Annotated in this window: 21 protein-coding genes; 9 read left to right on the forward strand and 12 right to left on the reverse strand. The window is 42.6% G+C overall.

The window, feature by feature from the left end; genetic code table 11:
• Positions 1–84 precede the first annotated feature (84 nt).
• Together AK823_RS07905 and AK823_RS07910 are read right to left on the reverse strand one after the other, a co-directional pair.
• Positions 85–2,028 (reverse strand): glycine betaine ABC transporter substrate-binding protein, encoded by a 1,944-nt coding sequence (locus tag AK823_RS07905; RefSeq protein ID WP_082785675.1) that lies wholly within the window; start codon positions 2,026–2,028, stop codon positions 85–87.
• Between the two features lie 439 nt (positions 2,029–2,467).
• Complete coding sequence (locus AK823_RS07910) at positions 2,468–3,946, reverse strand: coniferyl aldehyde dehydrogenase (RefSeq protein WP_068328041.1); 1,479 nt, start codon at positions 3,944–3,946, stop codon at positions 2,468–2,470.
• 325 nt (positions 3,947–4,271) lie between these two features.
• Here AK823_RS07910 and AK823_RS07915 point away from each other — a divergent pair, with 325 nt between their 5' ends.
• From AK823_RS07915 to AK823_RS07930, 4 genes are all read left to right on the forward strand, one after another.
• Positions 4,272–5,156, forward strand: coding sequence for an octanoyltransferase (locus tag AK823_RS07915; protein WP_068330229.1), 885 nt, complete (start codon positions 4,272–4,274; stop codon positions 5,154–5,156).
• Positions 5,157–5,392: 236 nt separating this feature from the next.
• Positions 5,393–5,923, forward strand: coding sequence for an inorganic diphosphatase (locus tag AK823_RS07920; RefSeq protein WP_068036108.1), 531 nt, complete (start codon positions 5,393–5,395; stop codon positions 5,921–5,923).
• Positions 5,924–6,283: 360 nt separating this feature from the next.
• Positions 6,284–6,751, forward strand: a complete 468-nt coding sequence (locus AK823_RS07925; protein WP_068328043.1) for a hypothetical protein — start codon at positions 6,284–6,286, stop codon at positions 6,749–6,751.
• Between the two features lie 123 nt (positions 6,752–6,874).
• Positions 6,875–7,288: a DUF1622 domain-containing protein gene (locus AK823_RS07930; RefSeq protein WP_228138940.1), complete on the forward strand. Its 414-nt coding sequence runs from the start codon at positions 6,875–6,877 to the stop codon at positions 7,286–7,288.
• Positions 7,289–7,333: 45 nt separating this feature from the next.
• Here the strand turns inward: AK823_RS07930 and dusB are convergent, their stop codons facing one another.
• From dusB to AK823_RS07945, 3 genes are all read right to left on the reverse strand, one after another.
• On the reverse strand, positions 7,334–8,371 hold the full coding sequence (gene dusB, locus AK823_RS07935) for a tRNA dihydrouridine synthase DusB (RefSeq protein ID WP_082785676.1): 1,038 nt from the start codon (positions 8,369–8,371) through the stop codon (positions 7,334–7,336).
• 136 nt (positions 8,372–8,507) lie between these two features.
• Complete coding sequence (locus tag AK823_RS07940) at positions 8,508–10,553, reverse strand: BCCT family transporter (RefSeq protein WP_068328044.1); 2,046 nt, start codon at positions 10,551–10,553, stop codon at positions 8,508–8,510.
• Between the two features lie 283 nt (positions 10,554–10,836).
• Complete coding sequence (locus AK823_RS07945; RefSeq protein ID WP_068328045.1) at positions 10,837–11,280, reverse strand: HIT family protein; 444 nt, start codon at positions 11,278–11,280, stop codon at positions 10,837–10,839.
• Positions 11,281–11,524: 244 nt separating this feature from the next.
• On the opposite strand from AK823_RS07945, the gene AK823_RS07950 reads away from it, so the two are divergent.
• The 3 genes from AK823_RS07950 to AK823_RS07960 all read left to right on the forward strand — a co-directional run bounded on the left by AK823_RS07950 (position 11,525) and on the right by AK823_RS07960 (position 15,887).
• Positions 11,525–12,271, forward strand: coding sequence for a hypothetical protein (locus AK823_RS07950; protein WP_068328046.1), 747 nt, complete (start codon positions 11,525–11,527; stop codon positions 12,269–12,271).
• Positions 12,272–12,488: 217 nt separating this feature from the next.
• On the forward strand, positions 12,489–14,375 hold the full coding sequence (gene ilvD, locus AK823_RS07955; protein ID WP_068328048.1) for a dihydroxy-acid dehydratase: 1,887 nt from the start codon (positions 12,489–12,491) through the stop codon (positions 14,373–14,375).
• Positions 14,376–14,636: 261 nt separating this feature from the next.
• Complete coding sequence (locus tag AK823_RS07960; RefSeq protein WP_068328051.1) at positions 14,637–15,887, forward strand: cation:proton antiporter; 1,251 nt, start codon at positions 14,637–14,639, stop codon at positions 15,885–15,887.
• A 7-nt stretch (positions 15,888–15,894) separates the two neighbouring features.
• Here AK823_RS07960 and AK823_RS07965 read toward each other — a convergent pair whose 3' ends face one another.
• From AK823_RS07965 to AK823_RS07980, 4 genes are all read right to left on the reverse strand, one after another.
• Positions 15,895–17,292, reverse strand: a complete 1,398-nt coding sequence (locus tag AK823_RS07965) for a serine hydrolase domain-containing protein (protein ID WP_068328053.1) — start codon at positions 17,290–17,292, stop codon at positions 15,895–15,897.
• Positions 17,293–17,441: 149 nt separating this feature from the next.
• Positions 17,442–17,957 carry a sulfur transferase domain-containing protein gene (locus AK823_RS07970; RefSeq protein ID WP_068328055.1) on the reverse strand — a complete coding sequence of 172 codons (516 nt, stop codon included), beginning with the start codon at positions 17,955–17,957 and terminating at the stop codon, positions 17,442–17,444.
• 51 nt (positions 17,958–18,008) lie between these two features.
• Positions 18,009–18,923 (reverse strand): MaoC/PaaZ C-terminal domain-containing protein, encoded by a 915-nt coding sequence (locus tag AK823_RS07975; RefSeq protein ID WP_068328057.1) that lies wholly within the window; start codon positions 18,921–18,923, stop codon positions 18,009–18,011.
• A 328-nt stretch (positions 18,924–19,251) separates the two neighbouring features.
• Positions 19,252–20,652 (reverse strand): 3-oxoacyl-ACP reductase, encoded by a 1,401-nt coding sequence (locus AK823_RS07980; protein WP_068328058.1) that lies wholly within the window; start codon positions 20,650–20,652, stop codon positions 19,252–19,254.
• A gap of 848 nt (positions 20,653–21,500) precedes the next feature.
• On the opposite strand from AK823_RS07980, the gene AK823_RS07985 reads away from it, so the two are divergent.
• Together AK823_RS07985 and ppk2 are read left to right on the forward strand one after the other, a co-directional pair.
• Positions 21,501–22,964: an acetyl-CoA C-acetyltransferase gene (locus AK823_RS07985; protein WP_149031898.1), complete on the forward strand. Its 1,464-nt coding sequence runs from the start codon at positions 21,501–21,503 to the stop codon at positions 22,962–22,964.
• A 263-nt stretch (positions 22,965–23,227) separates the two neighbouring features.
• Positions 23,228–24,241 carry a polyphosphate kinase 2 gene (gene ppk2, locus AK823_RS07990; RefSeq protein WP_228138832.1) on the forward strand — a complete coding sequence of 338 codons (1,014 nt, stop codon included), beginning with the start codon at positions 23,228–23,230 and terminating at the stop codon, positions 24,239–24,241.
• Between the two features lie 38 nt (positions 24,242–24,279).
• Here ppk2 and AK823_RS07995 read toward each other — a convergent pair whose 3' ends face one another.
• From AK823_RS07995 to kdsB, 3 genes are all read right to left on the reverse strand, one after another.
• Complete coding sequence (locus tag AK823_RS07995) at positions 24,280–24,627, reverse strand: PilZ domain-containing protein (protein WP_068036132.1); 348 nt, start codon at positions 24,625–24,627, stop codon at positions 24,280–24,282.
• An 84-nt stretch (positions 24,628–24,711) separates the two neighbouring features.
• Positions 24,712–25,824 (reverse strand): DNA polymerase III subunit delta', encoded by a 1,113-nt coding sequence (locus tag AK823_RS08000; protein ID WP_068330235.1) that lies wholly within the window; start codon positions 25,822–25,824, stop codon positions 24,712–24,714.
• A 121-nt stretch (positions 25,825–25,945) separates the two neighbouring features.
• Positions 25,946–26,773, reverse strand: a complete 828-nt coding sequence (kdsB, locus tag AK823_RS08005) for a 3-deoxy-manno-octulosonate cytidylyltransferase (protein WP_068328062.1) — start codon at positions 26,771–26,773, stop codon at positions 25,946–25,948.
• Positions 26,774–26,840: the final 67 nt, after the last annotated feature.

Consider the following 26,840-nt stretch of genomic DNA (forward strand, 5'->3'; position numbering starts at 1 on the left):
TTTTTATTTTCGTTATTGTGGTTTTCGCTGTTTGTTACGCTCACTTTTAACTGGTCATGCTCACTCTTAACATTAAGCAAACGACTAACCAATCGGGCGTTTACCTGCGTCAATGGTTTTTTGACGCGCACGCTTGCCCTGACCAAATGCTTGCGTGATACGGTCAATAATAATAGCGACAATGACGATAGCAGTACCTGCTTGTAAACCCTGACCGATATTGAGCGTTTGGATAGATTGCAATACATCTTCACCAAGACCAGGTGCACCAATCATGGAGGCAAGTACTACCATAGCAAGCGACATCATTACTGCTTGATTAATCCCTGCCATGATACTAGGCAGTGCTTGCGGTAACTTAATCCAGATGAGTAGCTGCAGATGCGTACTACCGAACGAGCGTCCCGCCTCGACCATTTCATGGTTGACTTGAGTGATACCCAAAGTCGTCAGACGAATCAGTGGCGGCAGTGCATAAATGACCGTAGCGAATAGCGCTGGCACTTTACCAATACCAAACAGCATAAGCACCGGAATGAGATAAACAAAGCTTGGCATGGTCTGCATAACATCTAGTACCGGAGTTACAACTTTTCGCAGAATTTTACTGCCTGACATCGCAATGCCAATTGGAATACCAACCACTACCGTAACTAACACCGATACGATGAGCAGCGCAAAGGTATCAATCAACGCGCCCCATAGTCCAAACGCGCCAATGAGAAATAACCCTGCTCCGCATGCCAGCGCAAACCATATCTTACGCACGCCAAACCATGCTAACACCGTCACAAGCGCAATAATCAGCCAAGGTGGCATGATAGTTAAGAGACGCTCAATGGGTAGCAATAGATAGGTTAGCGCCATCGTACTGATGGTACGAAACACATCACCGTAATTTTGAACAACGCTTGCTAATGTATTATTAAGAGGGGTTTCAAGTGACCATGAAGGGAAGCTTGATGATAAGCCAAATCGATTATCACCGGCTGCACTTTTATTAACAATACCAGTATTAGCAACAGCAGTACCTGTTAGGCTAATACCTAACTTAGCAGCAAGACTTGTGGCCGCTTCCTCAGACAACCACTGTTGCCAAACGTTGGGGTTATCACGCAAAAACGCTAATGCTTGCTCATCCCCACTACGTTTGCTTTCGCTCATCTCCAAAATAGCACCATTGAGCTCATCAGAGGTGAACTGTATGTTTTTGAAGACATCGGCCAGCTCAGGATTAGACTCAATAAATGGTGTAGATACGGCGATACCTAAAGGTGATACAGGGAATCCAGAGACACAGTCGGCTGTGCCATCAGCTCGTAGCAAATCTTGCCAACAGACGTCATTATGGGCAGGGAATTCTAATGATGCAAAGTCATACTTTGCCATCAAGCCCGTAGGCTGCCAGTAGTAGAATAATAGCGGTTTATGCTGTTCAAAAGCGGAGGCAATCTCGGCATCGAGAGCAGCACCCGTTCCAGGATGGGCGTTGTTAAAAACACTATCCAAACCAGTATTCTTAAGCAAACGAGTGTTAAAAATCTCACACGTCCAACCAGACGGACAATTCATAAAGCGTGACTTACCGGGTTCTTCGGGGTCTTTAAATAGCTCAGCATACTTAGGCAAATCTTGATAACTGCGTAGACCTGGGTTTTCTTCTAGTACATATTTAGGAACATACCAACCTTGAGTTGCGCCGCCCTTGAGCGTATCGCCAATGACCGCCACTTTATTTTGTTCAATGGCTTGTTCCATGATTGGTGAGCGTCCAACCCATTGCTCCCCAATTACTTGGATGTCGTTTTGAGACAATGCAGTTTCAAGCGCAGGACCAGCACCCGGCACCTCTTCGATCGTACAATCATAGCCATCTTCAGCGATGTACTTGAGCACTCCAGAGATGAATTGACCGCTCTCCCATGTCAGTGCGCCAAATTTGATTGGTGATTCGCAAGCTGCTGATGCCGACACCGGCAATAACAACGCGCTCATACACAGTAAACTTAACGCAATCCATTGGCGCATGTTATGTCCTATTTGTCGTTACTTTAGCTGGTCATTATTATTGAAGTTTGTTTCTAATCAGAAATATAAATTTACCACAACTACCGTCTAGTAATATTACGAAGTGTAGCGATTTATAGTATTGATGACAAATGCTTATTTATCAATCACTAACGCTAATCCTTAGACCGTTGTGCATATGGAATCTCAAATACTACTGAGATGAATAACATCGCAAAATCGATACAGCAATCCACGATAAAACAAATACAGTGCTGCTTAAATGAATTTTGCGCAGTCTCTGTCTGGCATAGCGCACAGCAAGCAAGGTAAATTTATACCAATAGCACGTTCTAATGGCTATAGCTTTTTCTTGAATACTGACTGTATTTCAAACAAAAAAATAGCGCCTATGTTAATAGACGCTATGATACTTTGAATGGCAAAACTCAAATATTGGTTACTTTAACAGCAGAGCCATACCTTTTCTAAACAGCTCGCCATAAGGCGGTAACAGCAAGTTCATACCATTAAGTTTAGATTGTACGAAGACAGGCTTCATATGACTTAAGCGCTCAAACCCTGCTTTGCCATGATACGCACCGACACCTGAATGTCCTACTCCGCCAAACGGCAAATCATGCTGGGTCACATGCAAGATGACCTCATTAATACAGACTCCGCCCGACACCGTATGCGTACGCACCTTGTCGATATCGCGATCATTGTTACCAAACACATATAGCGCCAATGGACGTGGACGCGCATTGATAAAATGAATCGCATCATCAAGCGTCTCATAATGCATCAGTGGCAAAATCGGTGCGAAAATCTCATTTTGCATTACTTCACTATCCGCCTCAGGATCAGCAACGACAACTGGTGGCATTAAGCGCGTCTCAGAGCTTGCCTCAACATCAGTAAGCGGCTGCACACTATCAGCTGGCAACTTTTGCAGATAACCTGCTACACGCTTAAACTGCTCATCATTGATAATGTGGCTATAGTCTTGGTTATTGTCGATATTGGGATAGTGTTTTTGCATCCACTCTTTTGCTAGGCTAATAAAGCGCTCGTGATGTTGACGTTGAATCAATACATAATCAGGCGCGATACAAGTCTGACCCGCATTAAGGGTTTTACCCATCATTACCCGATTAACCGCATTTTCAAGATTCACATCATCAAGCACGATGACCGGTGATTTACCACCAAGCTCAAGAGTCACTGGCGTTAAATTCGGTGCCGCAGCCGCCATGACTTTTTTGCCCACTGCAGTAGAGCCAGTATAGAGTAGATGATCAAAAGGTAATTTACTAAAAGCCTCGGCAATATCGACTTCTCCCAGTACCACACAGACCATATCTGGTGAAAAATAATGCGCGACTGCTTTAGCAAAAGCTTCGGCAAATTTGGGCGCGGCCTCACTCATCTTAACCATTACCCGATTACCAGCGGTGAGCGCATCAATCATCGGTCCTATTGCCAAAAATAGCGGATAATTCCATGGCACCATAATGCCAACCACTCCTAATGGCTGCGGCTGAATCTCATTGTGCGCGGGCATATATAATGCTGAAATAGAAACGCGGCGGGTTTTCATCCATGCCTTGCCATGTTTTTTGGCATGACTGATACCAGTAAAGCTAGGGAATAGCTCTGCAAACTGAGTTTCTGACTCGCTACGATAGCCAAAATCTGCACTGATAGCCTTGGCCAAGTTTTTTTGATTATCGCTAAGTAGAGCTTCTAGATTGTCTAACTGAGCCTCACGAGTTGCCCAATCAGTAATAGGATGGGTGCGACTTAGGGTTTGCAGGTGTGAAAATTTCGCCTGTAATTGTTCTATAGTAGTAATAGTGCTCAGCGAGGTATCAGAGCTGCTTGTCATTTGAGTATTTATAGCTTGGTCGTTTATAGTTTGGTCATGATCTGTCATGTGTCGTCCTTGTCGTACACGCTAAAGTGAAAGCACCCTAGCCAGTTGCTATTTAATGTAGCGCATTGATCAATGAATGAAAAGGTCGATTCACATACTGGTAGGTTTGCATAAATTATTTTTTGAAGCAGCATCTGTATTATCTAAGAAGGAAGCATTCGCCTATTTAAGGTTGGGTGATAATAGCAAAAACTGCTAAACTCGTTATTATCATTAATTATTTAATATTCTTACCTATTTAGTATCATTATCTATCTTACCTAAAGCAAATTGCTCATACAACAATAAGATGCTGACCGTCATGCAAAAACCCATACCAGAAACGATGCAAATAACATCATCAGAAACGTCGCAACAAACCTCACAACAAATAAGCGATATGCTCGTCAGAAAATCGTTGTCATCTGCTGACTACAATCCTACTCATGACGCGATGCTAGAGCGCACACTGGAACGTATCGCCTTAAAGAAAGAACAAAGCTTGCGTACGCCTGACGAGTTATGGGTAATTGATCATAACGATGTCTATACCCTTGGGCAGGCAGGTAAAGAAGAACATATTTTGCAGCATACAGACACACCCATCATTAAGACCGATCGCGGTGGACAGGTGACGTGGCATGGACATGGACAACTGGTCGTCTACTGGCTATTTGACCTACATAGTCTCGGCTGGAGCGTCCGCAATCTCGTGTCACATGCCGAGCAAGCGATAGAAGATGTAGTCAACGACTGTTTAAAAAGTCTGGCATCATCTGACATTAATAATGACAATATTAATGGCAATATCAGCGCTCATTCGCGTCGCGATGCGCCAGGTGTCTATTTATATGCCAACATGTCTCATACGCAAAATGGCGATGCTGACGTTGATAGAAATGGTGACAACCAGTCTGTCTCGCCAGCAGAAGACGCCATTATGTTAGGTAAAATCGCTTCACTAGGTTTTAAGATTAAGCATGGCTTTAGCTATCATGGCATTGCGTTAAATCTAAATTGTGATTTATCAGCATTTAATGCGATTAACCCTTGCGGTTATGCTGGCATGCAGATGTTGCGATTGGCTGACTTTGTGGCGATGAGTGAGAAACAGAATAAGCAAACAAACGAAGCATTAAGTTATGAGCAAATTACCCAAAAGCTCATCGATAACATTGCCAAACGTCATGCAGGCCTGATTGAATTACGTCCAATCGCCTCCTATAAATAGCAGCTAGACTTAACGTCTTGAGTTAATTGTCTCATGTCAATTTGCGTTATTGAGTCTTATTTTGCATAATATCGTGCCTTCTTGGACTTAAGCTTAATGAGAAAACTTAAGCCAAACTTGTTATACTGCAGGCGGCACAGATTAGGCATAGCGATAAACATACTACGCCAATATATGACCCTTTAATCATTTTCCGCTAACCAAGCATTTATAACAAAAGCAAATAGGAGCATTCTATGGCAGACTTCAATAAAATCTTAGACGCAGGCGACGTTGATGGCGGCATTATTAATGTCGTAATCGAAATCCCAACTGGTAGCAGTCACAAAATCGAATGGAATCGCGAGTTAGCCGTATTTGAGCTTGACCGTATTGACCCACAGATTTTCGCCAAACCTTGCAACTATGGTTTTATCCCACAAACGCTTGATGAAGATGGTGATGAGCTTGATGCGCTAATTCTTACTGAGCAGCCTTTAACGACTGGTATTTTCTTAAAAGCCAAAGTTATCGGTGTGATGAAGTTCGTTGATGATGGTGAAGTTGATGACAAAATCGTCGTTGTACCAGCTGATGATCGCAACAATGGTAATGCCTACAACAGCTTAGCAGACCTACCTGAGCAAATCATCAAACAGTTAGAGTTCCATTTTAGTCACTATAAAGACCTTAAAAAACCAGGTACTACTGTGGTTGAATCATGGGGTGATGTCGCAGAAGCGAAAGAAGTGATTAAAGAGTCTATCCAACGCTGGAAAGATATGTAAGTTATCGCTTTAGGTGATAAGTAAGCATTATTTAAAATACCGCAATCATCGTTATGACGGCGGTATTTTTTTGTGTAAATTTAGGTCGTATTGAAAAACTATCAAGTTATAAAGGTTTTACCTTATAGTCAGGTCAATACAAAAGAGATTCAGTGAGACTGGGACAAATTTTGCGCAGCCTTTGTCAGCGTAGACACAGCACGCAAGAAAAATCTTTCCCAGTCTCGCGTCATAAGCTAGTGTATCCATTTAATCTAGCATCAACTGTACCATCCAACAATAATTTTATAGAGATAATATTGCTATAATGGTCATCATTCTTTACCAGCGCTTTAACGTCATTAAATAGCAAGGACTACCATGTTTAACTCCGACCCAAACTTAAAACCTATCAGTGCAAAGCTGCCAAAAGCTATCATTATGATGGTCGAAAAAGGCAATTTAGTCATGGCGATTAAGTCTTTAGCGGAAGATGAGAATATCAGTATGGACGAAGCAAAGTTGCGTATCGATGCTTATGAGACTGAGCTTAAGAACAAACAACAGCAAAACCTTACCACTATTGCTAATAAACAAGGCATTCCAAACGAAGCTCTCAGCTTTGATAGAGAGCCAGAAGTAGAAATCGTACCTGAATCATTAATCAAGCATCGCGTCAAAACGACGAAGTCTGAACAAGGATTTAAAAGCTTACAAAAAGGCGTTGATAGTAAATTAGATGATATAGGCTATAAAAAACCGCTCCTCCCTTATTGGGCTAAGCGGCTAATAGTCATTGCGGCCATTATGGCAGGATTGTTTTGGATACTATGGCGCGTATTTGGCTAACACTTCAAATTATTAACAAATAACACGACAATTTAAGTTAAGCGAATATCTGGATTGTAGAGTATTGACTATATTCAAGCTAATTAACCCTGCTTAATGATGAGGATGAATATTTTGATAGAAATGTTAGCCCATTACATTGATGTGATTGCCAAGATAGTCGAAGTCATTGGTGTACTTATTATGTTCTTTGGACTATTTTTTGCTTTTTATCGAGGCATTCGTTTAACTGGCGGTTTCAATCATGATACCTACGTCGAGATTAGGCAGACCGTTGGCAAGTCTATTTTGCTAGGTTTAGAGGTACTCATCGCTGCCGACATTATGGCAACTGTCGTTACAGAACCTACGTTACGCAGTGTTCTAGTATTAGGCTTTATCGTACTTATTCGAACTTTTTTGAGCTTGTCATTACAAGTCGAGCTAGAAGGACGCTTCCCTTGGCAAAAAGAAAAATCACCACAGGGGTCACAGCGTGTGAATCAAAAACTTCACAATAAAACCTTTGATACCTCAAATCTAGATTTAGACCCTTGACCTCAAACTCAAAAGACGCATTGTAGATAATGACATTTATTTAAGTCATTCGTGCGCTTGCAAAAAAGCCTCGACCACGCGAAACTGCCCAGCGGTGCTCTCCTCACCATACATCGCTTGGCGAAAAGCATTAGAGTTAGGAATACCCGTGGTATACCAAGCAATATGCTTGCGGGCGATACGGCAACCAGAGTATTCACCGTAAAAGCCATATAGCTCTTGCAGATGTGCCAGTACAATCTCTTTGATTTCGCTAACACTTGGCGCAGATAGACTCTCACCAGTACGCAGAAAATGCCCGATATCACGAAATAACCACGGTTGCCCTTGAGCAGCACGGCCAATCATCACCGCATCGCAGCCTGTTAACTCGTAAACACGCTGAGCCTTTTGCGCGCTATCAATATCACCATTGGCAATGACCGGAATGCTGATACTTTCTTTAACTTCACGTATCAGCTCATAACGCGCTTCGCCTGTATACATATCCTCACGAGTGCGCCCATGAATAGCAATGGCAGCAATACCCGCTTGCTCTGCTCGCTTCGCCACGCGCAAAATATTCTCGCGTCCATTCTCAAAACCCAAGCGCGTTTTTAATGTCACAGGTGCATTTACGCTATTTACCGCAGCATCTAATAAACGCGCGACCAAATCTTCGTCTTGCAGCAATGCAGAACCCGCTAGCTTGCGACAGACTTTTTTGGCGGGACAGCCCATATTGATATCGATAATCTGCGCACCATTATCAATCTGATAACGTGCTGCCTCAGCGAGTTTGTCAGGCTCAGCACCTGCTATCTGCGCAGAAATTGGCGCGATTTCGTTATCAAAATTGGCACGATAGAGAGATTTTTTGCGAGCATAAAGCGCCGTATCAGCGATTATCATCTCGCTGACTGCGTGACCGGCACCAAATGATTTGCATAATCTGCGAAAGGGATTGTCCGTCACACCTGCCATCGGCGCCACCATCAGACGGTTTTCAATCGTCAGACCACCGATAGTTAACGGTTGTAACAACGGATGATCATTGGCGATTTGTGCTGACGACTCAGAAGAAACTGGATTATTTATAGGCATAAAAAACGGCTTGATTCATGGTGAAAACAAGCCGTTATTCTAAGGGTTCTTGACTTTATTGCAAGCCATTCAGATGAATAACTTGCAACAATAAATACTCAGTTTTAATAATTAAACCAACTATTTATCAAACGCACTACTTATCAAACACACTACCCTGCTCTAAAGTGATATCTTCATCATGCTCTTGCATGCGCCACGGTAAACTATCTGGCGAGACATTTAAGAAGTGTAGGTATTTTTCAAACTGATCAATAATATCATTAATCACCGATTCTGATTGATAACCATATAAATCATAGGTTTGACCGCCACGGCGCAGATATACCTCAGCACGATGATGGTGCTCTTGTGGTAATTCATTGGCCATATCTTCAGTATAATAGTCAGGAATCTCATGCTCTGACAAACGAACCTCGTACCAGAATTCAACGTTATCACCACGTCTTAACTCCAATACAGCACGATCATTAACCTCATCATAGTTAACATCAGGTAACCAACCTGTTTCGGCAAACTTCTCTGCAACTTCACGCATTGACGATAGAACCGTGCCTTTGATATAACCAAGCACTTTATCACGCGTTGGCTGATTGGTTATATAATCAATACGGTCACGCCATGCGTCGAGTTTGAGTAGATGTGGCGGAAGATGATTGTCATTGGCTAGACTCTGATTGCGATGTCCTTCAATACGTAGCGCACGCCACATACCAAATGTCGAAATCAATATAATGACTGCAAAGGGTAAGGCGCTGACGATAGCGGCTGTTTGCAAAGCGCTTAGACCACCAGCGATGAGTAGAGCTGCGGCGACTGCCCCTTCAGTTATCACCCAAAACGAGCGCTGCCACCATGGCGTATCACTACGCCCGCCCGCAGCGAGCGAGTCAATAACCAATGACCCTGAATCCGATGAGGTCACAAAGAAGGTAATAATTAATATTACTGTCAATGATGACACTATCTGGGTGAATGGCAAGTTCTCTAACAATTTAAATAACGCTATCGCTTGGTTATTCTGCACTTCACTAATCAAGGCGTCGTAACCATCAACCATAATCATATGTAACGCGGTATCACCAAATACCGAGAACCAAAAAAAAGTAAATAGCGTTGGCACCAACATTACGCCTAATACAAACTCACGAATGGTGCGACCACGACTAATCTTAGCAATAAATAAACCGACAAAAGGCGCCCATGCAATCGTCCATGCAAAGATAAATAGTGTCCAGCTACCAATCCAATCACTCGATTGATAAGCTTGCAAGCTAAAGGTACGCTCAACGATATTACCCAAATAGCTGCCTGTATTTTCCATAAAAGCATTTAGAAGAAAAACAGTAGGGCCAACGATAAATACAAATAGCATCAGAGCCGTTGCTAGCAACATGTTTAAGATAGACAACCGCTTTACGCCTTTATCCATACCTGCTAACACAGATACCAAGGCAGCAGCTGTCACTAAGGCAATGATAATAACTTGCACAGTCGTATTAACTGGAACCATATCTGGTAGCAAATAATTTAGCCCAGCGTTAATTTGCGCCACCGATAAACCTAGACTGGTGGCGATACCGAACATGGTACCCACAATTGCAAACACATCAACAGTATGCCCAATAGGGCCATAGATCTTGTCACCAATTAATGGATATAAGGTTGAGCGCACTGACAATGGCAAGCCATGACGAAAGGAAAAATACGCCAGTGATAAACCTACCACGCCATAAATAGCCCAAATATGAAAACCCCAGTGAAAATAAGCAATTTGCATGGCTTCTTTGGCCGCAGCTATGGTTTGAGGCTCTGACAATGGCGGCGTTGCAAAATGTAGCACAGGTTCGGCGACACCATAGAATAGCAAGGCAATACCATAGCCTGCCGAAAACAACATAGCAAACCATTCAAGAAACTTATACTCAGCCTCTGCATGGTCAGGACCCAGCTTAATACTGCCATAAGATGAAAATGCTAAGGCAACAATAAACACTAAGAATATAGCGACTGCTAACATATAAAACCAACCGAAAGTATCGGTGGTAAAAGCCAGTACTGTACTAAATAACTCGCCAGCAGCTACTGGATTAATCGCTGTGCCAATCACCAGCAACAGCATGATGGCAGCTGCTGGTAAAAATACTGGCAGCAAAATGGTAGAGCGAGGTAATTTACTCATAAAAAATAATGTCCTCAAATTAATGCAGCGTTATTGAACAAAAAGGTCATTCGTAGAAGCAATGTAGAACCGATGCGCCCAACAAAATATAGTTTGTACCATACTCTTTGTCTGAACCCCAGATGTAGCACTGACTTGTAACACTACTTTAACGATTGTTACATGACTATTACCAAGCAATAAAAAAGGCAGCTTGCTAGCTGCCTAGTTATACTTATTGAGAATAACCTTAATATATAACGATCAAACTGGCTTTACCAGATTAAAAAACAGTGTTTTTATTTTATGAATCGGAAATTATCGCTGCAAGTTGTTTGGCAGTTTCAGCAAGTTTTTCACTATCTGCCTGCTTAACTGCATGGCGACCTAGCTCATGGATGCTTGATGGAATCAGATGTACATGGTAATGAAATACCGTCTGCCCAGCTTGCGATCCATTCAATTGCATTTGAATAATACCTTCACGCTCAAATACCTGACGTTGCGCTTGCATGACCTTTTTAGACGTCATCAAAACAGCTGCGGCATATTCTGGTTCAAGATCCACTAAATCAACGGCTTTTTGCTTAGGTATTACCAGTACATGACCCTCTGCTTGCGGCATAATATCCATAAAGGCGAGGGTTTTATCATCTTCATAAACCTTGTGATATGGAATATCACCGTTTAGCATTTTGGCAAAAATATTGTTTTCATCGTATTTGGTTTTCTGATTAGCTTGTGTCATTATTTTTTCCTTAAATATTTATTAATGGTTAATGCATCATCGTATCTGGTTACATATTACCTGCCATATATAGTGGACGAAATATAGTCTGAGTACAAGACACATCTAAAACTGTTAACGTGCAGGCAAGTCGCTACTTGATAGCTATCTTCTAACAATATTAGCAATCTAAACACTCTATTTTATTGGCGTGCAAGCCCTATTCAATGCTATATTAAGCCCTCACTTTGTTAATGTTAGGTTTATGAATTTGACTACTTTACCTACTCAGTCATCATCTAATTCTGATTCTGATACACCATTATCTGCAGTGTCAGATCATGTAGAATCACTGGAAAATAGCGCCAGTCCAAAAACTATCGCCCCAAACACTATTATCCTAGCTGAAGCACTAACCGATACGACTATCAGTTGGCAAATTCACAACTGCAAAATCAGTGAAAAGACGGTTACACAAGATGTTCCAATGCTGTTCTTGTATCATTACGATAGTTTAGATGATAGTGTCAAACAGACCCATCCGTTGACACCTGCTCTGCTTGCACAATTTAATACGCCTATGACGGCCGATGCTGCTGCCAAGCTTATTGGGATTGCAGACGGTTTATTAGCAAGCCCTTGGCACGTCAAGGTAATCGGCTCGCTGGTTGTCTTTAGTGAAGCCCTGCAATTAGCCGTACGCCTACATTGGACGAATACAGGCAAAGCGACGCAGCAGGTATACACCAAGGACGCGGATGATGCTATGACAGCTGCTTTTAAAGATTGGCAATTTTTTGGCCGTGTAGATGTTCTTTATAAAAATGCTAAGCAAACCCTAGTCAGTATTGATGAGCAGAGTACAAGCGATGAGCCGCTACTCACTATTGATGCTAGTACTGATTATCAACAGCTATTAGCCCCTCACGCTTTAGCAATTATTACCAAATTAGAAGCCGACAAAACAGAATTACCTTGGTTTGAAACGGCAATTTTAGAACGGGTTGGGTAGCACCTTACCTTCAGGCTCCTTATTATGATATTACAATCGAAGTATCATAATCGACGAATTGTTTTTAGTTACTCATATCTAATGGTATGGTAACGGCCTAGTATTATTCACTAGTACTCAGAGGCTATAAAAAGCACACTTTAAAAAAGCACACTATCAACATCAAAGCTGAGGCTAAATTTTTCAATAAACCTCGCCTATTTGTAAGGAATATCAAATGGATTATCGCTCAAAAACCTCTACCGGTGGTCGTAATATGGCAGGTGCACGCGCACTATGGCGTGCAACTGGCATGACTGATGGTGACTTTGGCAAACCTATTATTGCCATTGCCAACTCATTCACTCAGTTTGTGCCCGGTCACGTGCATTTAAAAGACCTTGGACAACTGGTCGCACGCGAGATTGAAAAAGCTGGCGGTGTCGCAAAAGAGTTTAATACTATTGCAGTCGACGATGGTATTGCGATGGGTCATAGCGGTATGTTGTATTCACTGCCAAGTCGCGACTTGATTGCCGACTCTGTCGAATATATGGTCAACGCTCACTGCGCTGATGCGTTAGTTTGTATTTCCAACTGCGATAAAATCACTCCTGGTATGTTAATGGCTGCAATGCGTCTAAATATTCCAGTAGTGTTTATTTCAGGTGGGCCGATGGAAGCGGGCAAAATTCTAGCCAGTACGGTTGGTAAAAGTCACAATAATGAAGACAGTAACGGCAGTGCGGTTCGTAAACTTGACCTTGTTGATGCGATGATGGACGCCGCTGATGATAGCATTAGTGATGAAGATGTGGCGGCTATTGAAGCCTCAGCCTGCCCTACTTGCGGTTCGTGCTCTGGTATGTTTACTGCCAACTCGATGAACTGTTTGACCGAAGCCTTAGGATTGGCCTTACCGGGTAATGGCTCGCTGTTGGCGACTCATTCGCTGCGTCGCGAGCTGTTTTTAGAAGCTGGGCGTACCATTGTCTCGCTTGCCAAACGTCGTTATGAGCAAGATGATGATTCGGTATTACCGCGCTCCATCGCCAGCAAGGCGGCTTTTGAAAATGCGATGACATTAGATATCGCGATGGGCGGCTCGACCAATACTATTTTGCATTTATTGGCAGCAGCTAACGAAGCAGAAGTCGATTTTAAAATGTCAGATATTGATCGCCTAAGTCGCGGTGTGCCTTGCCTTGCAAAAGTTGCGCCTGCCTCACAAAAATACCATATGGAAGATGTGCATCGTGCCGGCGGTGTCTTTGCATTATTGGCCGAGCTTGATCGTGCAGGATTACTGAAGACTGACGTGCCGACCATTCATAGTGCGACGATGAAAGAAGCTATCGATAAGTGGGATATTATGAATCCTGATAATTCTGAGGCGCGTGCACGATATATCGCCGCCCCTGGTGGCGTACGTACAACCGAAGCGTTCTCTCAGTCAAAAGAATGGTCAAATCTAGACGTTAACCGTGAGTCAGGCTGTATCCGCAGTGCTCAGCATGCCTATTCAGAAGATGGTGGCCTTGCAGTGTTGTATGGCAATATCGCTGAGCGTGGCTGCGTGGTTAAAACCGCAGGCGTCGATGAGAGCATCTTAACTTTTACCGGTCGCGCACGACTCTTTGAGTCACAAGATGATGCCGTCGCCGCCGTATTGGCTGACAACATCGTAGCAGGTGACGTCGTTATCATCCGCTATGAAGGACCAAAAGGCGGTCCTGGTATGCAAGAGATGCTGTATCCAACGACTTATCTTAAATCTAAAGGTCTAGGTAAAGAATGCGCCCTACTCACCGATGGCCGTTTTTCTGGTGGCACATCAGGTTTATCAATTGGTCATGCCAGCCCTGAAGCGGCTGAAGGCGGTGCGATTGGTCTGGTTGAAGAAGGCGATACTATTCATATCGACATCCCGAACCGTACCATCAATATGCAGGTCAGCGATGCAGATTTGGCCACTCGCCGCGAAGCCATGGAAGCTCGCGGTCGCGATGCTTGGAAGCCAGTAAGTCGTGAACGTCATGTCTCTCCTGCCCTACGTGCTTATGCTGCCATGACTACCAGCGCTGATACTGGCGCGGTACGTGATGTGAGTCAAGTCGAGCGTTAATTGCAGACAAACAATTTAATTTTTTAAATCAAGCCTGCGCTATGCAGGCTTTTTTTTCACCAAAAAACAACGCAGCTATCGTTTTGATAACGATTTTTTGCGGAACTAATTCTATTTTCCAGTCATGATAGATTTTTTCAGCCGCCTTATTAGCCGTGTTGGAAATCTTATAACTTTCTACTTTCACCGATAACTATCATTAACCTTCCATTGAAAGACGCAAAAATGTTTTAGATGGTTCTAGGGGCATACACAAACCTAATGATTGAAAATTATAATTTATTCTTATTGGTCTGCGGTATCGCTTTTTTATTTGGGGCATTGTTCCCAATTATGTTTAAGCGCCTACCCATATCTCTACCTATGCTTCAAGTAAGCTTTGGCATCATAGTCGGTTATTTATGGCTCTCATTGTCATTTCTGGATCCTATGGAGAATGGCGTCGTTATTGAGAAAATCACTGAGATTGTAGTGCTCGTATCGCTCGTTGGTGCTGGTATCAAGATTGATACACCACTATCATGGCGCTTGTGGCGCCCTACTATACGTTTACTGCTTATTACTATGCCTATTGGTATTTTTGCAATGGCTTTTTTGGGCTATTATGCGTTTGGTCTAAGCATGGGTGCAGCGATTTTGTTGGGATCAGTACTTGCGCCTACCGATCCCGTATTAGCGTCAAGCATTCAGGTAGGCCCGCCGAACACGGGCGGTGAAGATACGCCGCGCTTTACCTTAACGTCAGAAGCAGGTTTGAACGATGGACTGGCTTTTCCATTCGTTTATTTGGCAATTAAAATAGCAGAGGCGTTTAGCGAAGATAAACGCTTTACCAGCGAGATGCTGTGGTCATGGTTTACACATGACGTGTTATGGAAGATTGGTGCCGGTCTAGTAGTCGGTATTGTCGTTGGAAAAGTCTTGGCGAAACTGGTGTTTTCAAAGCATACTCGTGAGACTACTATCTCTCAAGGCTATGTGGTCATTGCATTGACATTACTGGCTTATGGCTTAGCTGAGTATGTGCACAGTTATGGCTTTATTGCTGTATTTGTCGCTGCATTTGCGTTTCGTCGCTCAGAGCATAAGCATAGCTATCATGAAAAATTACATGATTTTGCTGAGCAGTCAGAAGGTCTGTTAATGTCTTTAGTACTGGTAGCTTTTGGCATGCTAATTGGTCAAGGTTTGCAGTCAGGTGTTGAGTTGACATGGCGAGTCTATATAGTTAGCTTTACCTTTTTGCTATTGATACGTCCGATTGGCGGCATTATTGCGTTATCAGGATTAAACCTACCCCGAACAGAGAAATATGCGATATCCGCTCTCGGTATTCGGGGTATTGGTACCCTGTATTATTTATCGTATGCGCTTAATCAGGGTTTTTTCGGTGAAGAAGATGCTCTAAAACTTTGGGTTGTATGCTCTATTGTTATCTTGGCGTCTATTTTTATGCATGGGTTAAGTGCCCCGAAATTATTACAGATGACATCAACTAAGCCACATGCATAAAATATATTTAAGCTATATTTTTATCAACTAGATTTAATATAGCCTCTGTTAGCGCAAACTGACGGATATCATTTAACATAGTCACATCAAAATTATGTATAAAGGCAAAAGACAGTTGTCGTGTAGGATCACACCATGCGACTGAACCGTTATAGCCCATGTGCCCAAAACCCGATTCAGTATCAGCGCAAACGCTAAATAATCGATGATATCCCAAGCGCCAATTCATATGCGCTGGCATTACCGCATCCATTCCCATGACTTGCGGAGTAGATAGCTGCTCGAATGTTGCCGCGTCGATTAAGGTCTGTCCTTGCCATGTACCGCCATTGGCTAGCATGGCATAGATAGTCGCTAATGCATTTGCTGAAGCCACACCGTTAGCCGCTGGAATGACTGCTTGCAGTGTCTGTCGATTATAGTAATCAATAGGTTGTTTGTTGGCAGGTATGAGTGCTGACTTATAATTTTTTAAATTTAGCTGGCTGGTATTGAGATACAAGCGATTAATCTGTGCCGTATCTAATGTAGATAATTCATCTATATTTTTGTCATTATTACTCTCTACAACTGCATGAGGTGTTGCAGCATGCTGCTTCCAGCAACGATAGTTTGGTAGATTTGCATAAATACGCAATGTATTTTCAGAATCAGCTTTCAATACTGGCTTGTTACGGCGAGAACGAAGTTGAGGTTGTTCTGCCTTATGATCTTGCTGTGATATGTCGAAATTCTTTACTAATCGGGCAACTCTATCTACTTTGTCGCCTGGAACGCCAAAATAGCAACTGTCTGCAATATCTAAGGGCTCAGTTAAATAATAGCGCAGCGCCCCAGCTAGAGACATGTCAGTGACCGACTCTATTACGCCTCCTAACACCCAGCCATAAACTAAAGCACTGTAAGCACTGCTATACAATGATAAGTCTTCAGGTAAGGTTGTGGGCATCGCAGCAATCTTATCTAGCATGGTATCCCAATCAAGCAAAACCTCGCTATCAGCATCAATACTGGTAATCGAAAACAAATTGGCTTGATGGGACATTAGCGTGCGTAGCGTGATATTTGCTTTACCATTAGAGGAAAATTCAGGCCAATAACTAGCAATCGGCTTATCATAATCCAGCAGCTGCTGCGAAACCAACACATGAACCAGTGTTGCCAATACTCCCTTACCTGTTGAAAAATTCAAAGATAAAGTTTCCGGCTGCCATGGTATGTTAGCCTGCGCCATACCAACATTTGCTTGCACAATACACCTGCCAGCTTGATAGACGACTAATGAGCCACCTGCTGGCGCATCATCTAATTGTAAATCTGTCAATAATTGTTGTAGGCGCTGTTGAAACTCACTATTGATATGTTTATCAAGATTCTGATTGTTTTTTTTATTATTGACGATCATGGTTGTCCTGCTCCGTTCTTTTTAGAATCGCTAAAGGTTATAAAACTTTTTAGCATTGAATACTGATGATTCATATCATAAATACAAATATATTATTTGCTAATAAAAAAGGCCACCTATTGGTCGCCTTTTCGTTACTCAGTCATATTCTAACGCGGTACTAACAGACGCTTATAAACTTCGTCTTCCAGCTTCGTCAACCCATGACTGCGACCACGTTCCATAGCAGTATCCATCTTACGCCCACGTAGCCAACCTGCACGCAGAGCAATCGCTGCTCCTGCTCTGTTACCAGAACCACAGTGCATGGCTATTTTTTTACCATGATGCTGACGCAAAATATTGTCAAATGCCAATATCTTAAGCTGCTTTAAATCTGCAACACCGCTGATAGGCAGCTGCTCATAAAACATACCTGCCCGCTCAACCGCTGCTGATTCATCAAAGCTCAACTCGTCATCAGGCTGCAAATTAATAATTAGCTCAACCCCTGCATCTGCTAGAGCTTTCACTTTGGCTTCATCAAGTGCTCCGCAAACGATCGTCTGTTCATCAGGGCGAAAATAAGGCTCAAGTATTGTAGCGAGATTAATACCATTGTCAGCTATCGAAGCTTGATTATCATCTGCATTAGTAAGGGGTTGGGCATTTGAATTTAGAGTCATAGTCGTATATATATTAGTTAGATATTAAGATTAAAGTTAAGCTTATACTGATTAATCTTCTGCGATTAATTTAACAACACCAGCAAGATGCGGCTTATCATTTTTGGCACTATATAACCCAAAATTACAGGTGTTATCACTGCTTTCAAGTTTTGCTACCGATTCAGCAATCAACTCGACTTCAGATGGCAAAAATATAGGGAGCTTGAATGATACCTCAGCAGTATACGCATCAGGTAATTCACCCATCATTGCTAAACACTTAGCCTTAGACCACATACCATGAGCGATTGCTTTAGGAAAACCAAAAGCACGTGCGGATAATGGATGTAAATGGATAAGATTAAAATCCCCAGATATAAAGGCATAACGACGGCCAATATCTTCTGGCACTTCAAAGATAGCATGTGTGCCTTCTTCATCAACCATAGGCTTGACAGTCAACGGACGTGGCTTGCTTTTACTACTGGCGTTACTATCAGGCTTTTTACCACGAGCCAAATAGGTTGAAATCCCTTCCCAAATAACATTTTCTTGCGATTTAACAGTAGTGACAAAGTCGAACTGTTGACCTTGGGCATGATCGCGCAAGTTATCGAACGCCACGGACATAGCAACTGTCTCACGTTCGCCAATAGGACGATACTGCGTGACACTATTATCTACATGCACTAGCCCCAACATCGCAAAAGGAAATGGCTCTTTTACCATCATGTTCATCTGTAGCGCTTGTGATAGCACCGAAAAGTAAGTAATCGGAATTTTACCATCATCAGCGAAACCGCAAATCTTACGGTAATCTTTTAAGTTACCCTGATCAATGTGCAGATCGTCCACATAGTAAGTCGCTTGTGGCAACTCATCTTTGCCGACTTTCGCATTATCACCGATAGGTAATAGGCTTTTGATAATATTGGCGTAAGTGGTATGCGCTTTTGGCAACGCATCATAGTGTTTATCTGACATAAATCTATCCTGATTGGGGCTTAAGCAAATTTTCTTAGCACATCCATTGGCTACTGAGTCGCCTATTTTGCAGCATCTTGCCCCAAAAATACAGGACAAAAAAGTTACTAAATAAACATATATAAAAGTAATGGTTAGACAACAAATCTTTCTGCTTATTTTATTTATCTTGTGGTTTTATCATAAAAAAGCCACCCATAGGCAGCTTTATTACAATAAATCAGCAAATTTTTCGTAAGCACTTATTATAATTACAACAAATCAATAGTGATATCAATGATTTATAATCTGACTAACGTCACCATTGTTTTGATACAGTACGAAAATATTATGCACCGAGCAAGCTTTGACCACAGACACGTACCGTGTTGCCATTGAGACCAGCAGACGCAGGAGACGCTAGCCATGCGATGGTTTCAGCAACATCGACTGGTAGTCCACCTTGACTCATTGAGTTCATGCGACGACCAGCTTCACGAATCGCAAATGGAATGGCTTCAGTCATTTGAGTCTCGATAAAACCAGGAGCCACTGCATTGATCGTCATACCTTTGTCATTGGCTACTAGCTGTTTAGCAGTCGCATCGACCAATCCAATTACCCCAGCTTTAGAAGTAGCATAGTTGGTCTGACCAAGATTGCCTGCGATACCCGAGATTGAAGACACACAAACGATGCGCGCATCATCTTTTAATACATCATTTTCAAGTAAGTAACGATTAAGCTTGGCAATACTGGCAAGATTAATATTAATTACCATATCCCATTTTTGCTCATCCATTTTGGCAAGCGTTTTATCACGAGTCACGCCAGCATTGTGAATGATAGAATCCAGACCACCACGCTTTTCAGCAGCTTCTGCGATCTGTACGCCTGCCTCATCGCTAGTGATATCAACCATTAAAGTAGATCCGCTAATCTCGCTTGCAACTTTTTGTAAGTCGGCTTGTTGTTGCGGTACATCTAGGCAGATAACATGCGCGCCTTCACGAGCTAGAACGCGAGCAATCGCTTCGCCGATACCACGGCTTGCGCCAGTGACTAGCATGGTTTTGCCGCCTAAAGGCTGCGTCCAGTCGACTTCAACTGCACTACCCTTGCCAACACGTACTACTTGTCCTGATACATAAGCTGAACGTGCTGAGGTAAAGAAGCGCAATGTCGAATCAAGATTGCTTTCTGAGCCTTCAGCGACATAAATTAGCTGCGCGGTAATACCACGTTTAAACTCTTTGCCGACAGACTTCACAAAGCCTTCAAGCGCGCGCTGAGCTAATGCTGTCTCTACATCAGTAATCTCTTCAGGTGGACGACCAACGATAATGACGCGACCTGACTTCTCTACGCGGCGTGCGACAAAATGAAAGAACTCGTATACTTGCTTTAGCTCATCTGCATTATTGATATTGCTAGCATCAAACAACAACACCTTAAACTTATCTTCGCTACCTGTATTGGCTTTTGCTTCAACATTGGCATCGGCAAGCGTATCTTTAATACTATCGCTGCTATTAACAAAGACTTCAGCATGCAGCTCAGACAAAATACGGGCAATAGATTCGCTAACGCGGTTATCATTGCCGGTAGCTGAACCTACCAATACACTACCTCGTACAAGGCGCTGACCACTCTCAAAACGATCGAGACTTACTGGTAGCGGTAAACCTAAATTTTTAGCGACTTTTTTACCAATAGAAGATTGAACAAAATCACCATAACGGTCTGACATAAAATACTCCTGTGTTTGAAAATTTAAACAATCAATAACGAATAGAAAAAAGAATGTGTCTAATGAATGCGCTTGGTATAAATAAACATACCTATTATGAATACACTTATTATAAAGGCTCACTGCTATCATAATAATGAATAATTATTAGTCTTTAGTAAGTGAGCTTTAACCTGCCACAACTATACACGCCTAGGGTAAACAAGTCCAAAAGTCAACGATATAAACAAGGATTAACGAGCTTACTTACAAACGCAGCAGTTACTTTCTCTATATTTAAAAAACAAATGTATATGTTAAAATAAAATCTAGAAGTTATAGCTTAATTGAATACCGATAACAATATATTATCAAATAACTATCTAGGCAATACTAATAAGTAATACTGTCCAGTCTACATGTTCATTGTTTACTCAAACCTGAACACCTGTTACCTGACTTGCCAAAGGCATACAATAACATGGTAAAAATTACGATGATAAACCGCTAACATCTTATATATTGGTGATCTAACTTATTTATCACAATATTTTATTGCCTTATCATTTACTACATTCACTCGTTTTAAGGATAATTCTATGAGTAACAAAAAAAATAGCCCTGTTATCGAAAGTACTGTCGTTAAGGGCAACGGCACAGCAACTGATAATACCCAAAAAAACACTCAAACCAAAAATAATGACCAAGATAGTAATGCTCATTATGATTCAATTGCTGAGCTTAAAAAAGCAACTGTTATCGTTGATGCCGATGGCAACCCAGTCGATGACGACTCTAAAAACGCTCAGAATGACGCGCAAGCTCAGAAAAAAGCGAAAATCAAAGAAGATTTAATTGACGAATCTAATATGAGCGAGTCAGAAGATCTTAATGTGTTTGATACTACAGCTGAATCTAATACAGCGGAAAAGTCGACTAAGAGCAGCAAAAAAGACAGCAGTCAAGATGACAAGAAAGTTGATGAAGCAGCGGCTAAGGCTAAAAAATCAAGCGCAGCGCCCAAAAAGAGCAGTGCTACTACATTAAGCTCAGGCCAGCATCGCGTTGCTATCTTAGGTGGTAACCGTATTCCGTTCGCACGCTCAAACGGTCCTTATGCGGATGCTAGCAATATTGATATGTTGACTGCCGCCCTTAATGGCCTAATCGAACGCTACAACTTGCAAGATGAGCGTATGGGCGAAGTGGTTGCTGGCGCAGTATTAAAGCTTAGCCGCGATTTAAACCTGACCCGTGAAGCAGCATTAAATACTGCCTTAGACCCGCACACACCTACTTATGATGTCTCTCAAGCTTGCGGTACTGGCTTACAGTCTACTTTTGCTGCTGCAAACAAAATTGCCTTAGGCGTGATCGACTCAGCTATTACTGGTGGTGTCGATACGACTTCAGACGCCCCTCTCGCCGTTGGTGATGGCCTTCGCAAAGTGATTTTAAAGTTAGGTGCTGCGAAAAATAACAAGCAACGCTTGCAAGCATTAATGGGTTTAAATCCAAAAGACTTAATCGAATCACCACAAAACGGCGAGCCGCGCACTGGTCTATCTATGGGTGATCATCAAGCAATCACTGCTCTTGAGTGGAACATCAGCCGTGAAGCACAAGATGAATTGGCTTTTAATAGTCATAAAAACTTGGCGCGCGCCTATGATGAAGGCTTCTTTGATGACCTCATCACTCCATATAAAGGTTTGACTCGCGACAACAATTTGCGCCCAGATTCTACTCTTGAAAAAATGGGTAAGCTTAAGCCAGCATTTGGCAAAAAGAACGCTAATCCAACCATGACTGCCGCTAATTCTACCCCATTAACTGATGGTGCCTCTTGTGTACTATTAGCAAATGATGAATGGGCAGAAGCACGTGGACTTAAGCCATTAGCGTACATCGTTCATCAGGAAACTGCCGCTGTTGATTTCATTGGTAAATCTGGCAACAAAGAAGGTCTGTTAATGGCGCCAGCCTATGCGGTACCACGTATGCTTGAGCGTGCTGGTCTTACTCTACAAGACTTTGACTTTTACGAGATTCATGAAGCATTTGCCTCACAAGTGCTTTCAACCCTTGCTGCTTGGGAAGATGAGACATTCTGCCAAGAGCGCCTAGGCCTTGATGCGCCATTAGGCTCTATTGACCGTAGTAAGTTGAACGTTAATGGCTCATCACTTGCCGCTGGACACCCATTTGCCGCAACTGGTGGACGTATTTTAGCGACAGCAGCTAAATTGCTAGATCAAAAAGGTTCAGGTCGCGTGCTTATCTCTATCTGCGCAGCTGGTGGCCAAGGTGTGACTTGTATCTTAGAAAAATAAGTTATAGATTAAGTTGTCCTAGCTACATTAATAGGTTAACCGTTAATTAGCGATAAACACCCTTTAATTTTTTGATTAGAGGGTGTTTTTTTGTCCATTTTTTATTAGTTATTAACTGTCATTATTATGCTAAAAATTGGATGTAATAAGGCTTTAAAGCGTTTAACCTATTAATGAAACGGTATATTAATATGATAAAGTAGAGGCTTAGAAGAACTAAAAATTAATGTGAATGACCATACATAAATGAAAAGGAGTTTGGCATGGCAAAGATACCTTCGGCAATTGATCCAAAATCCTTAACACCGCAAGAACATCATGAACTAACTAAGCCTGAACAAGGAAACTTCATTGGACGCATGGATAAAGAAGTCTTCAATGATGAGCTACGCCGCAAGATGCATCAAGACTTAATCGATGCTTATGATGAAGAGCTTGAAAATGAAATAGACGATTATGTACGTGATTTTCGTTTTGATGGGCTTGAGATGACGGAGCAAGAGAAGCTTGATCGTCGTATCTACTTTCAAGAACTGGTGCGCCTGCAGCGTGAGCTAATTAAACTACAAGATTGGGTAGTCGATCGCGGTGAGCGCATTGTAGTTATATTTGAAGGGCGCGACTCAGCAGGCAAAGGCGGTGCGATCAAACGCATCACTCAACGTCTTAATCCACGCGTTTGTAGAGTGGCTGCTCTGCCCGCACCAACTGAGCGCGAACAGTCACAATGGTACTTTCAGCGCTATGTGGCACACTTGCCAGCGGCTGGTGAGATTGTATTATTTGATCGAAGTTGGTACAACCGTGTCGGTGTCGAGCGTGTGATGGGATTTTGTACCGATGCGCAATACGAGGAGTTTTTTCAATCCGTCCCAGAGTTTGAGCGTATGTTAGTACGTTCCGGTATTAGGTTAGTTAAATATTGGTTTTCTATCACTGATGACGAACAGCACTCGCGCTTTATGAGCCGGATTCATGACCCGCTTAAACAATGGAAGCTGTCGCCAATGGACTTACAATCACGGCGTCGCTGGGAAGACTACACCAAAGCCAAAGAGACTATGTTTGAGCGCACTCATATCCCAGAAGCGCCTTGGTGGGTAGTTGAAGGTAATAATAAAAAGCGTGCGCGCCTCAATTGTATCGCTCATCTGCTTGAGCAGATACCATATAAAGAAGTACCGCGTGAAGAAGTAGAATTACCTGAGCGTAAGCGCGACGATGAGTATTATCGTGAACCTATTCCAGACGATATGTACGTGCCGCCACGTTACTAGATTATTAGAATATAGCAGCTACTAAACCAATAATAAGTTTACATGGTATAAGTCGCTTGCTGGCTATCAATTTTACCTGCTAGCAAGCGCTCTACTTCATGTTTTATTTTTTGACCAGCCGCATCGGTACCAATCTGCACTGCGAAGCCTGCAGGACGATTAGCTTGGGCTTTATGATTAATCCAAACCACTTTACCATTCATCGGTAAGCGTTCGCTAGAATTAGGTAAAGTAATCGCAATAAAGACCTCGTCACCCATTTCCTGTACACGACTGGTAGGCACGAACAGTGCGCCATTATCTACGAAAGATAAATAGCTAGCATATAACTTTTCGACATCTTCAATATGACAGGTAATAATACCGCCACGTCCTGGCATTGCCATAATCAAATCCTTAGTTCAAATATACGGTTAGATAGCGGTTGGTGGTCTTTATATTTTTAATATAGCGTGTCTGTAAGCTTTAGCTTAAAGATACGCTAAGTCTTGCATCAGCTTATCATAGGCGAATTTTTCTTGCACATTCTGTTGCAGCGCCGTTTTTGTTTGCTGCAATTGGCTTACCAATGCTTCTAATGCGCTATCTGTCGGCTGATATTTTTCTAAAGCCGCTGATAAAGCAATATCTTTATGGCTACTATCAAGACCGAGACAGACGCGCCGGATATCGATTAGCATCAGCTCAGTGAGTTTGAGAAAATCTGGAAGACTAAGCTCAGCTTGCCAATAGTCGCTGGCCGCTGTACTGCTACGCTTGCCGCTACGTAGAGCCTGCCACGTAGTCAACCATAATGAGCGCTTGCTATACCATGCAGCCTTTGCCAAATCTATTGCGGCAAGCGGCGCACCGTTTGCTAATTGTAGTAATTGCGCAATTTGTATCGGACTCACCACTTCACGATTAATCGTACTGCCAAGCTCATGTGCAACATAGTCATTTGCCATAGAGGACACAATAGTTTGTAGCGGTAACTGCTGCACACGACTTTTAATCGTTGGCAACAGCTTTGCTGGCATGTCACTAATCAAAAATAAATGGACTTGTGCTTGCGGCTCCTCTAGCGTTTTTAAGAGCGCATTAGCCGCTGCAATGGTCATTTTTTCAGCATGATCTAATACGCAAATACGCATCCCCTGCCCACCTTGATAGATGAATGGTTGTAATGCGCGGATATCATCCACTTTTATTGTCAGCGCAGCATTGCTGGTTGCTTTTGCAGATTTAGTATCAGCTTTCGTCTTTTTAGCGGTACTACTTGAGGCCTCATTAATCTCTCGACTCTCGGCACTGACAGGCATGCTAGTAATAGGCAATACTTGTAAGCTTGGATGCGTACCAGATCTAAGCCACTGGCAACTCTGACAACCACCACATGCGCCAAGCGGATGCTGATCGTGCTCACGGCACAACAGCCAAGCAACCAAACGCCAAACGAAGGCACGCTTGCCCATCCCTTGCATACCAGCAGCGAGTAATGCATGCGGCAGATTGTGTGGCGGTGATAGCACACGACTAGTGAGCTGCGTCCACAGCGCTTGCTGCCATGGTAATAGCGGCGCAAAGTAAATACTGTCTGTCATCTGATTCACGCTTATTGCCTACTGTTTTTTAGAATTTATTGAGCTTAACACTTATCTTGTAGGTAACTTTTAAAAGTTAACCTTTAAATGCTAACTTTTAAACTATTGCTTAGGCTATTTATTATATATCACTTTTAAATTCGTTAAGGCTCATAGCGTTTAAGCGATCCAAATCTTCTTGCGTATCCACGCCAGCAGGTAGCTGAACTTCTGCTGCTGCGATAGCAATATTGCCACCGTTTTCTAAGACGCGCAGTTGTTCTAAGCTCTCAAGCGTTTCGAGCGGTGTTTGTGGCCAATGGACGAATTGCTGTAGTAAGCTTACCCGATAAGCATACAGTCCTAAATGTCGGTAAGCATCTTTTGGTGCAAGTAGTTCAGTTGTGTCTAGATTACCAGCTTCTACTGCTAGCGCCACATCACGATCACAAGGAATCGGCGCACGACTAAAATATAGCGCGCGCTGTCTATCATTAACCGTTGCACTCACGACCTTGACTACTGATGGTCTTGTAAAGGTATGATAGTCTTCAATAGGTTCGTATAAAGTTGCCATAACGCTATCGCTATCTTGTACTAACAAATTTTTAACTTGTTCTAATAACAGCGGTGGTACCAGCGGCTCATCGCCTTGCATATTGATAATAATATCATGCTCTTCCCAACCCTTAATCGCTGCAACTTCAGCTAAGCGATCTGTCCCTGATGCGTGATCAGCGCTGGTCATCACTACCTCATACCCTGCATCTAGACAAACCTTGGCAATGCGTTCATCATCGGTAGCGATACACATATCATCAGCGAAGTGCGCTGCCTGAGCCTTTTCAGCGACCCAAAGTATCATAGGTTTACCATGAATGTTTAATAATGGTTTACCTGGCAGACGAGTGCTTTTAAAGCGTGCAGGGATAACAATATGAGTTTTGGCAGGCACAGGTGTAGTCGACATAGATGATTCCTATAACAGGCAATATATAAGCTTAAAAGCGAGATTGAATAATAGCTGAAAAAATGAG

Origin of the sequence: Psychrobacter sp. P2G3, from assembly GCF_001593285.1 — a bacterium.
Lineage (GTDB): Bacteria > Pseudomonadota > Gammaproteobacteria > Pseudomonadales > Moraxellaceae > Psychrobacter.

What these genes read in the sequence shown, in the direction of transcription:
- AK823_RS07920 (WP_068036108.1), top strand. Translation starts at nt 5,393, where the DNA reads ATGGCAGACTTCAATAAAATCTTAGACGCAGGCGACGTTGATGGCGGC.
- kdsB (WP_068328062.1), bottom strand. Translation starts at nt 26,773, where the DNA reads ATGTCGACTACACCTGTGCCTGCCAAAACTCATATTGTTATCCCTGCA.
- AK823_RS07980 (WP_068328058.1), bottom strand. Translation starts at nt 20,652, where the DNA reads ATGTCAGACCGTTATGGTGATTTTGTTCAATCTTCTATTGGTAAAAAA.
- AK823_RS07905 (WP_082785675.1), bottom strand. Translation starts at nt 2,028, where the DNA reads ATGCGCCAATGGATTGCGTTAAGTTTACTGTGTATGAGCGCGTTGTTA.
- AK823_RS07985 (WP_149031898.1), top strand. Translation starts at nt 21,501, where the DNA reads ATGAGCGAGTCAGAAGATCTTAATGTGTTTGATACTACAGCTGAATCT.
- AK823_RS07960 (WP_068328051.1), top strand. Translation starts at nt 14,637, where the DNA reads ATGATTGAAAATTATAATTTATTCTTATTGGTCTGCGGTATCGCTTTT.
- ppk2 (WP_228138832.1), top strand. Translation starts at nt 23,228, where the DNA reads ATGGCAAAGATACCTTCGGCAATTGATCCAAAATCCTTAACACCGCAA.
- AK823_RS07940 (WP_068328044.1), bottom strand. Translation starts at nt 10,553, where the DNA reads ATGAGTAAATTACCTCGCTCTACCATTTTGCTGCCAGTATTTTTACCA.
- dusB (WP_082785676.1), bottom strand. Translation starts at nt 8,371, where the DNA reads ATGCCTATAAATAATCCAGTTTCTTCTGAGTCGTCAGCACAAATCGCC.
- AK823_RS07970 (WP_068328055.1), bottom strand. Translation starts at nt 17,957, where the DNA reads ATGACTCTAAATTCAAATGCCCAACCCCTTACTAATGCAGATGATAAT.
- AK823_RS07965 (WP_068328053.1), bottom strand. Translation starts at nt 17,292, where the DNA reads ATGATCGTCAATAATAAAAAAAACAATCAGAATCTTGATAAACATATC.
- AK823_RS07930 (WP_228138940.1), top strand. Translation starts at nt 6,875, where the DNA reads ATGTTAGCCCATTACATTGATGTGATTGCCAAGATAGTCGAAGTCATT.
- AK823_RS07910 (WP_068328041.1), bottom strand. Translation starts at nt 3,946, where the DNA reads ATGACAGATCATGACCAAACTATAAACGACCAAGCTATAAATACTCAA.
- AK823_RS07945 (WP_068328045.1), bottom strand. Translation starts at nt 11,280, where the DNA reads ATGACACAAGCTAATCAGAAAACCAAATACGATGAAAACAATATTTTT.
- AK823_RS07950 (WP_068328046.1), top strand. Translation starts at nt 11,525, where the DNA reads ATGAATTTGACTACTTTACCTACTCAGTCATCATCTAATTCTGATTCT.
- ilvD (WP_068328048.1), top strand. Translation starts at nt 12,489, where the DNA reads ATGGATTATCGCTCAAAAACCTCTACCGGTGGTCGTAATATGGCAGGT.
- AK823_RS07915 (WP_068330229.1), top strand. Translation starts at nt 4,272, where the DNA reads ATGCAAATAACATCATCAGAAACGTCGCAACAAACCTCACAACAAATA.
- AK823_RS07995 (WP_068036132.1), bottom strand. Translation starts at nt 24,627, where the DNA reads ATGGCAATGCCAGGACGTGGCGGTATTATTACCTGTCATATTGAAGAT.
- AK823_RS08000 (WP_068330235.1), bottom strand. Translation starts at nt 25,824, where the DNA reads ATGACAGACAGTATTTACTTTGCGCCGCTATTACCATGGCAGCAAGCG.
- AK823_RS07925 (WP_068328043.1), top strand. Translation starts at nt 6,284, where the DNA reads ATGTTTAACTCCGACCCAAACTTAAAACCTATCAGTGCAAAGCTGCCA.
- AK823_RS07975 (WP_068328057.1), bottom strand. Translation starts at nt 18,923, where the DNA reads ATGTCAGATAAACACTATGATGCGTTGCCAAAAGCGCATACCACTTAC.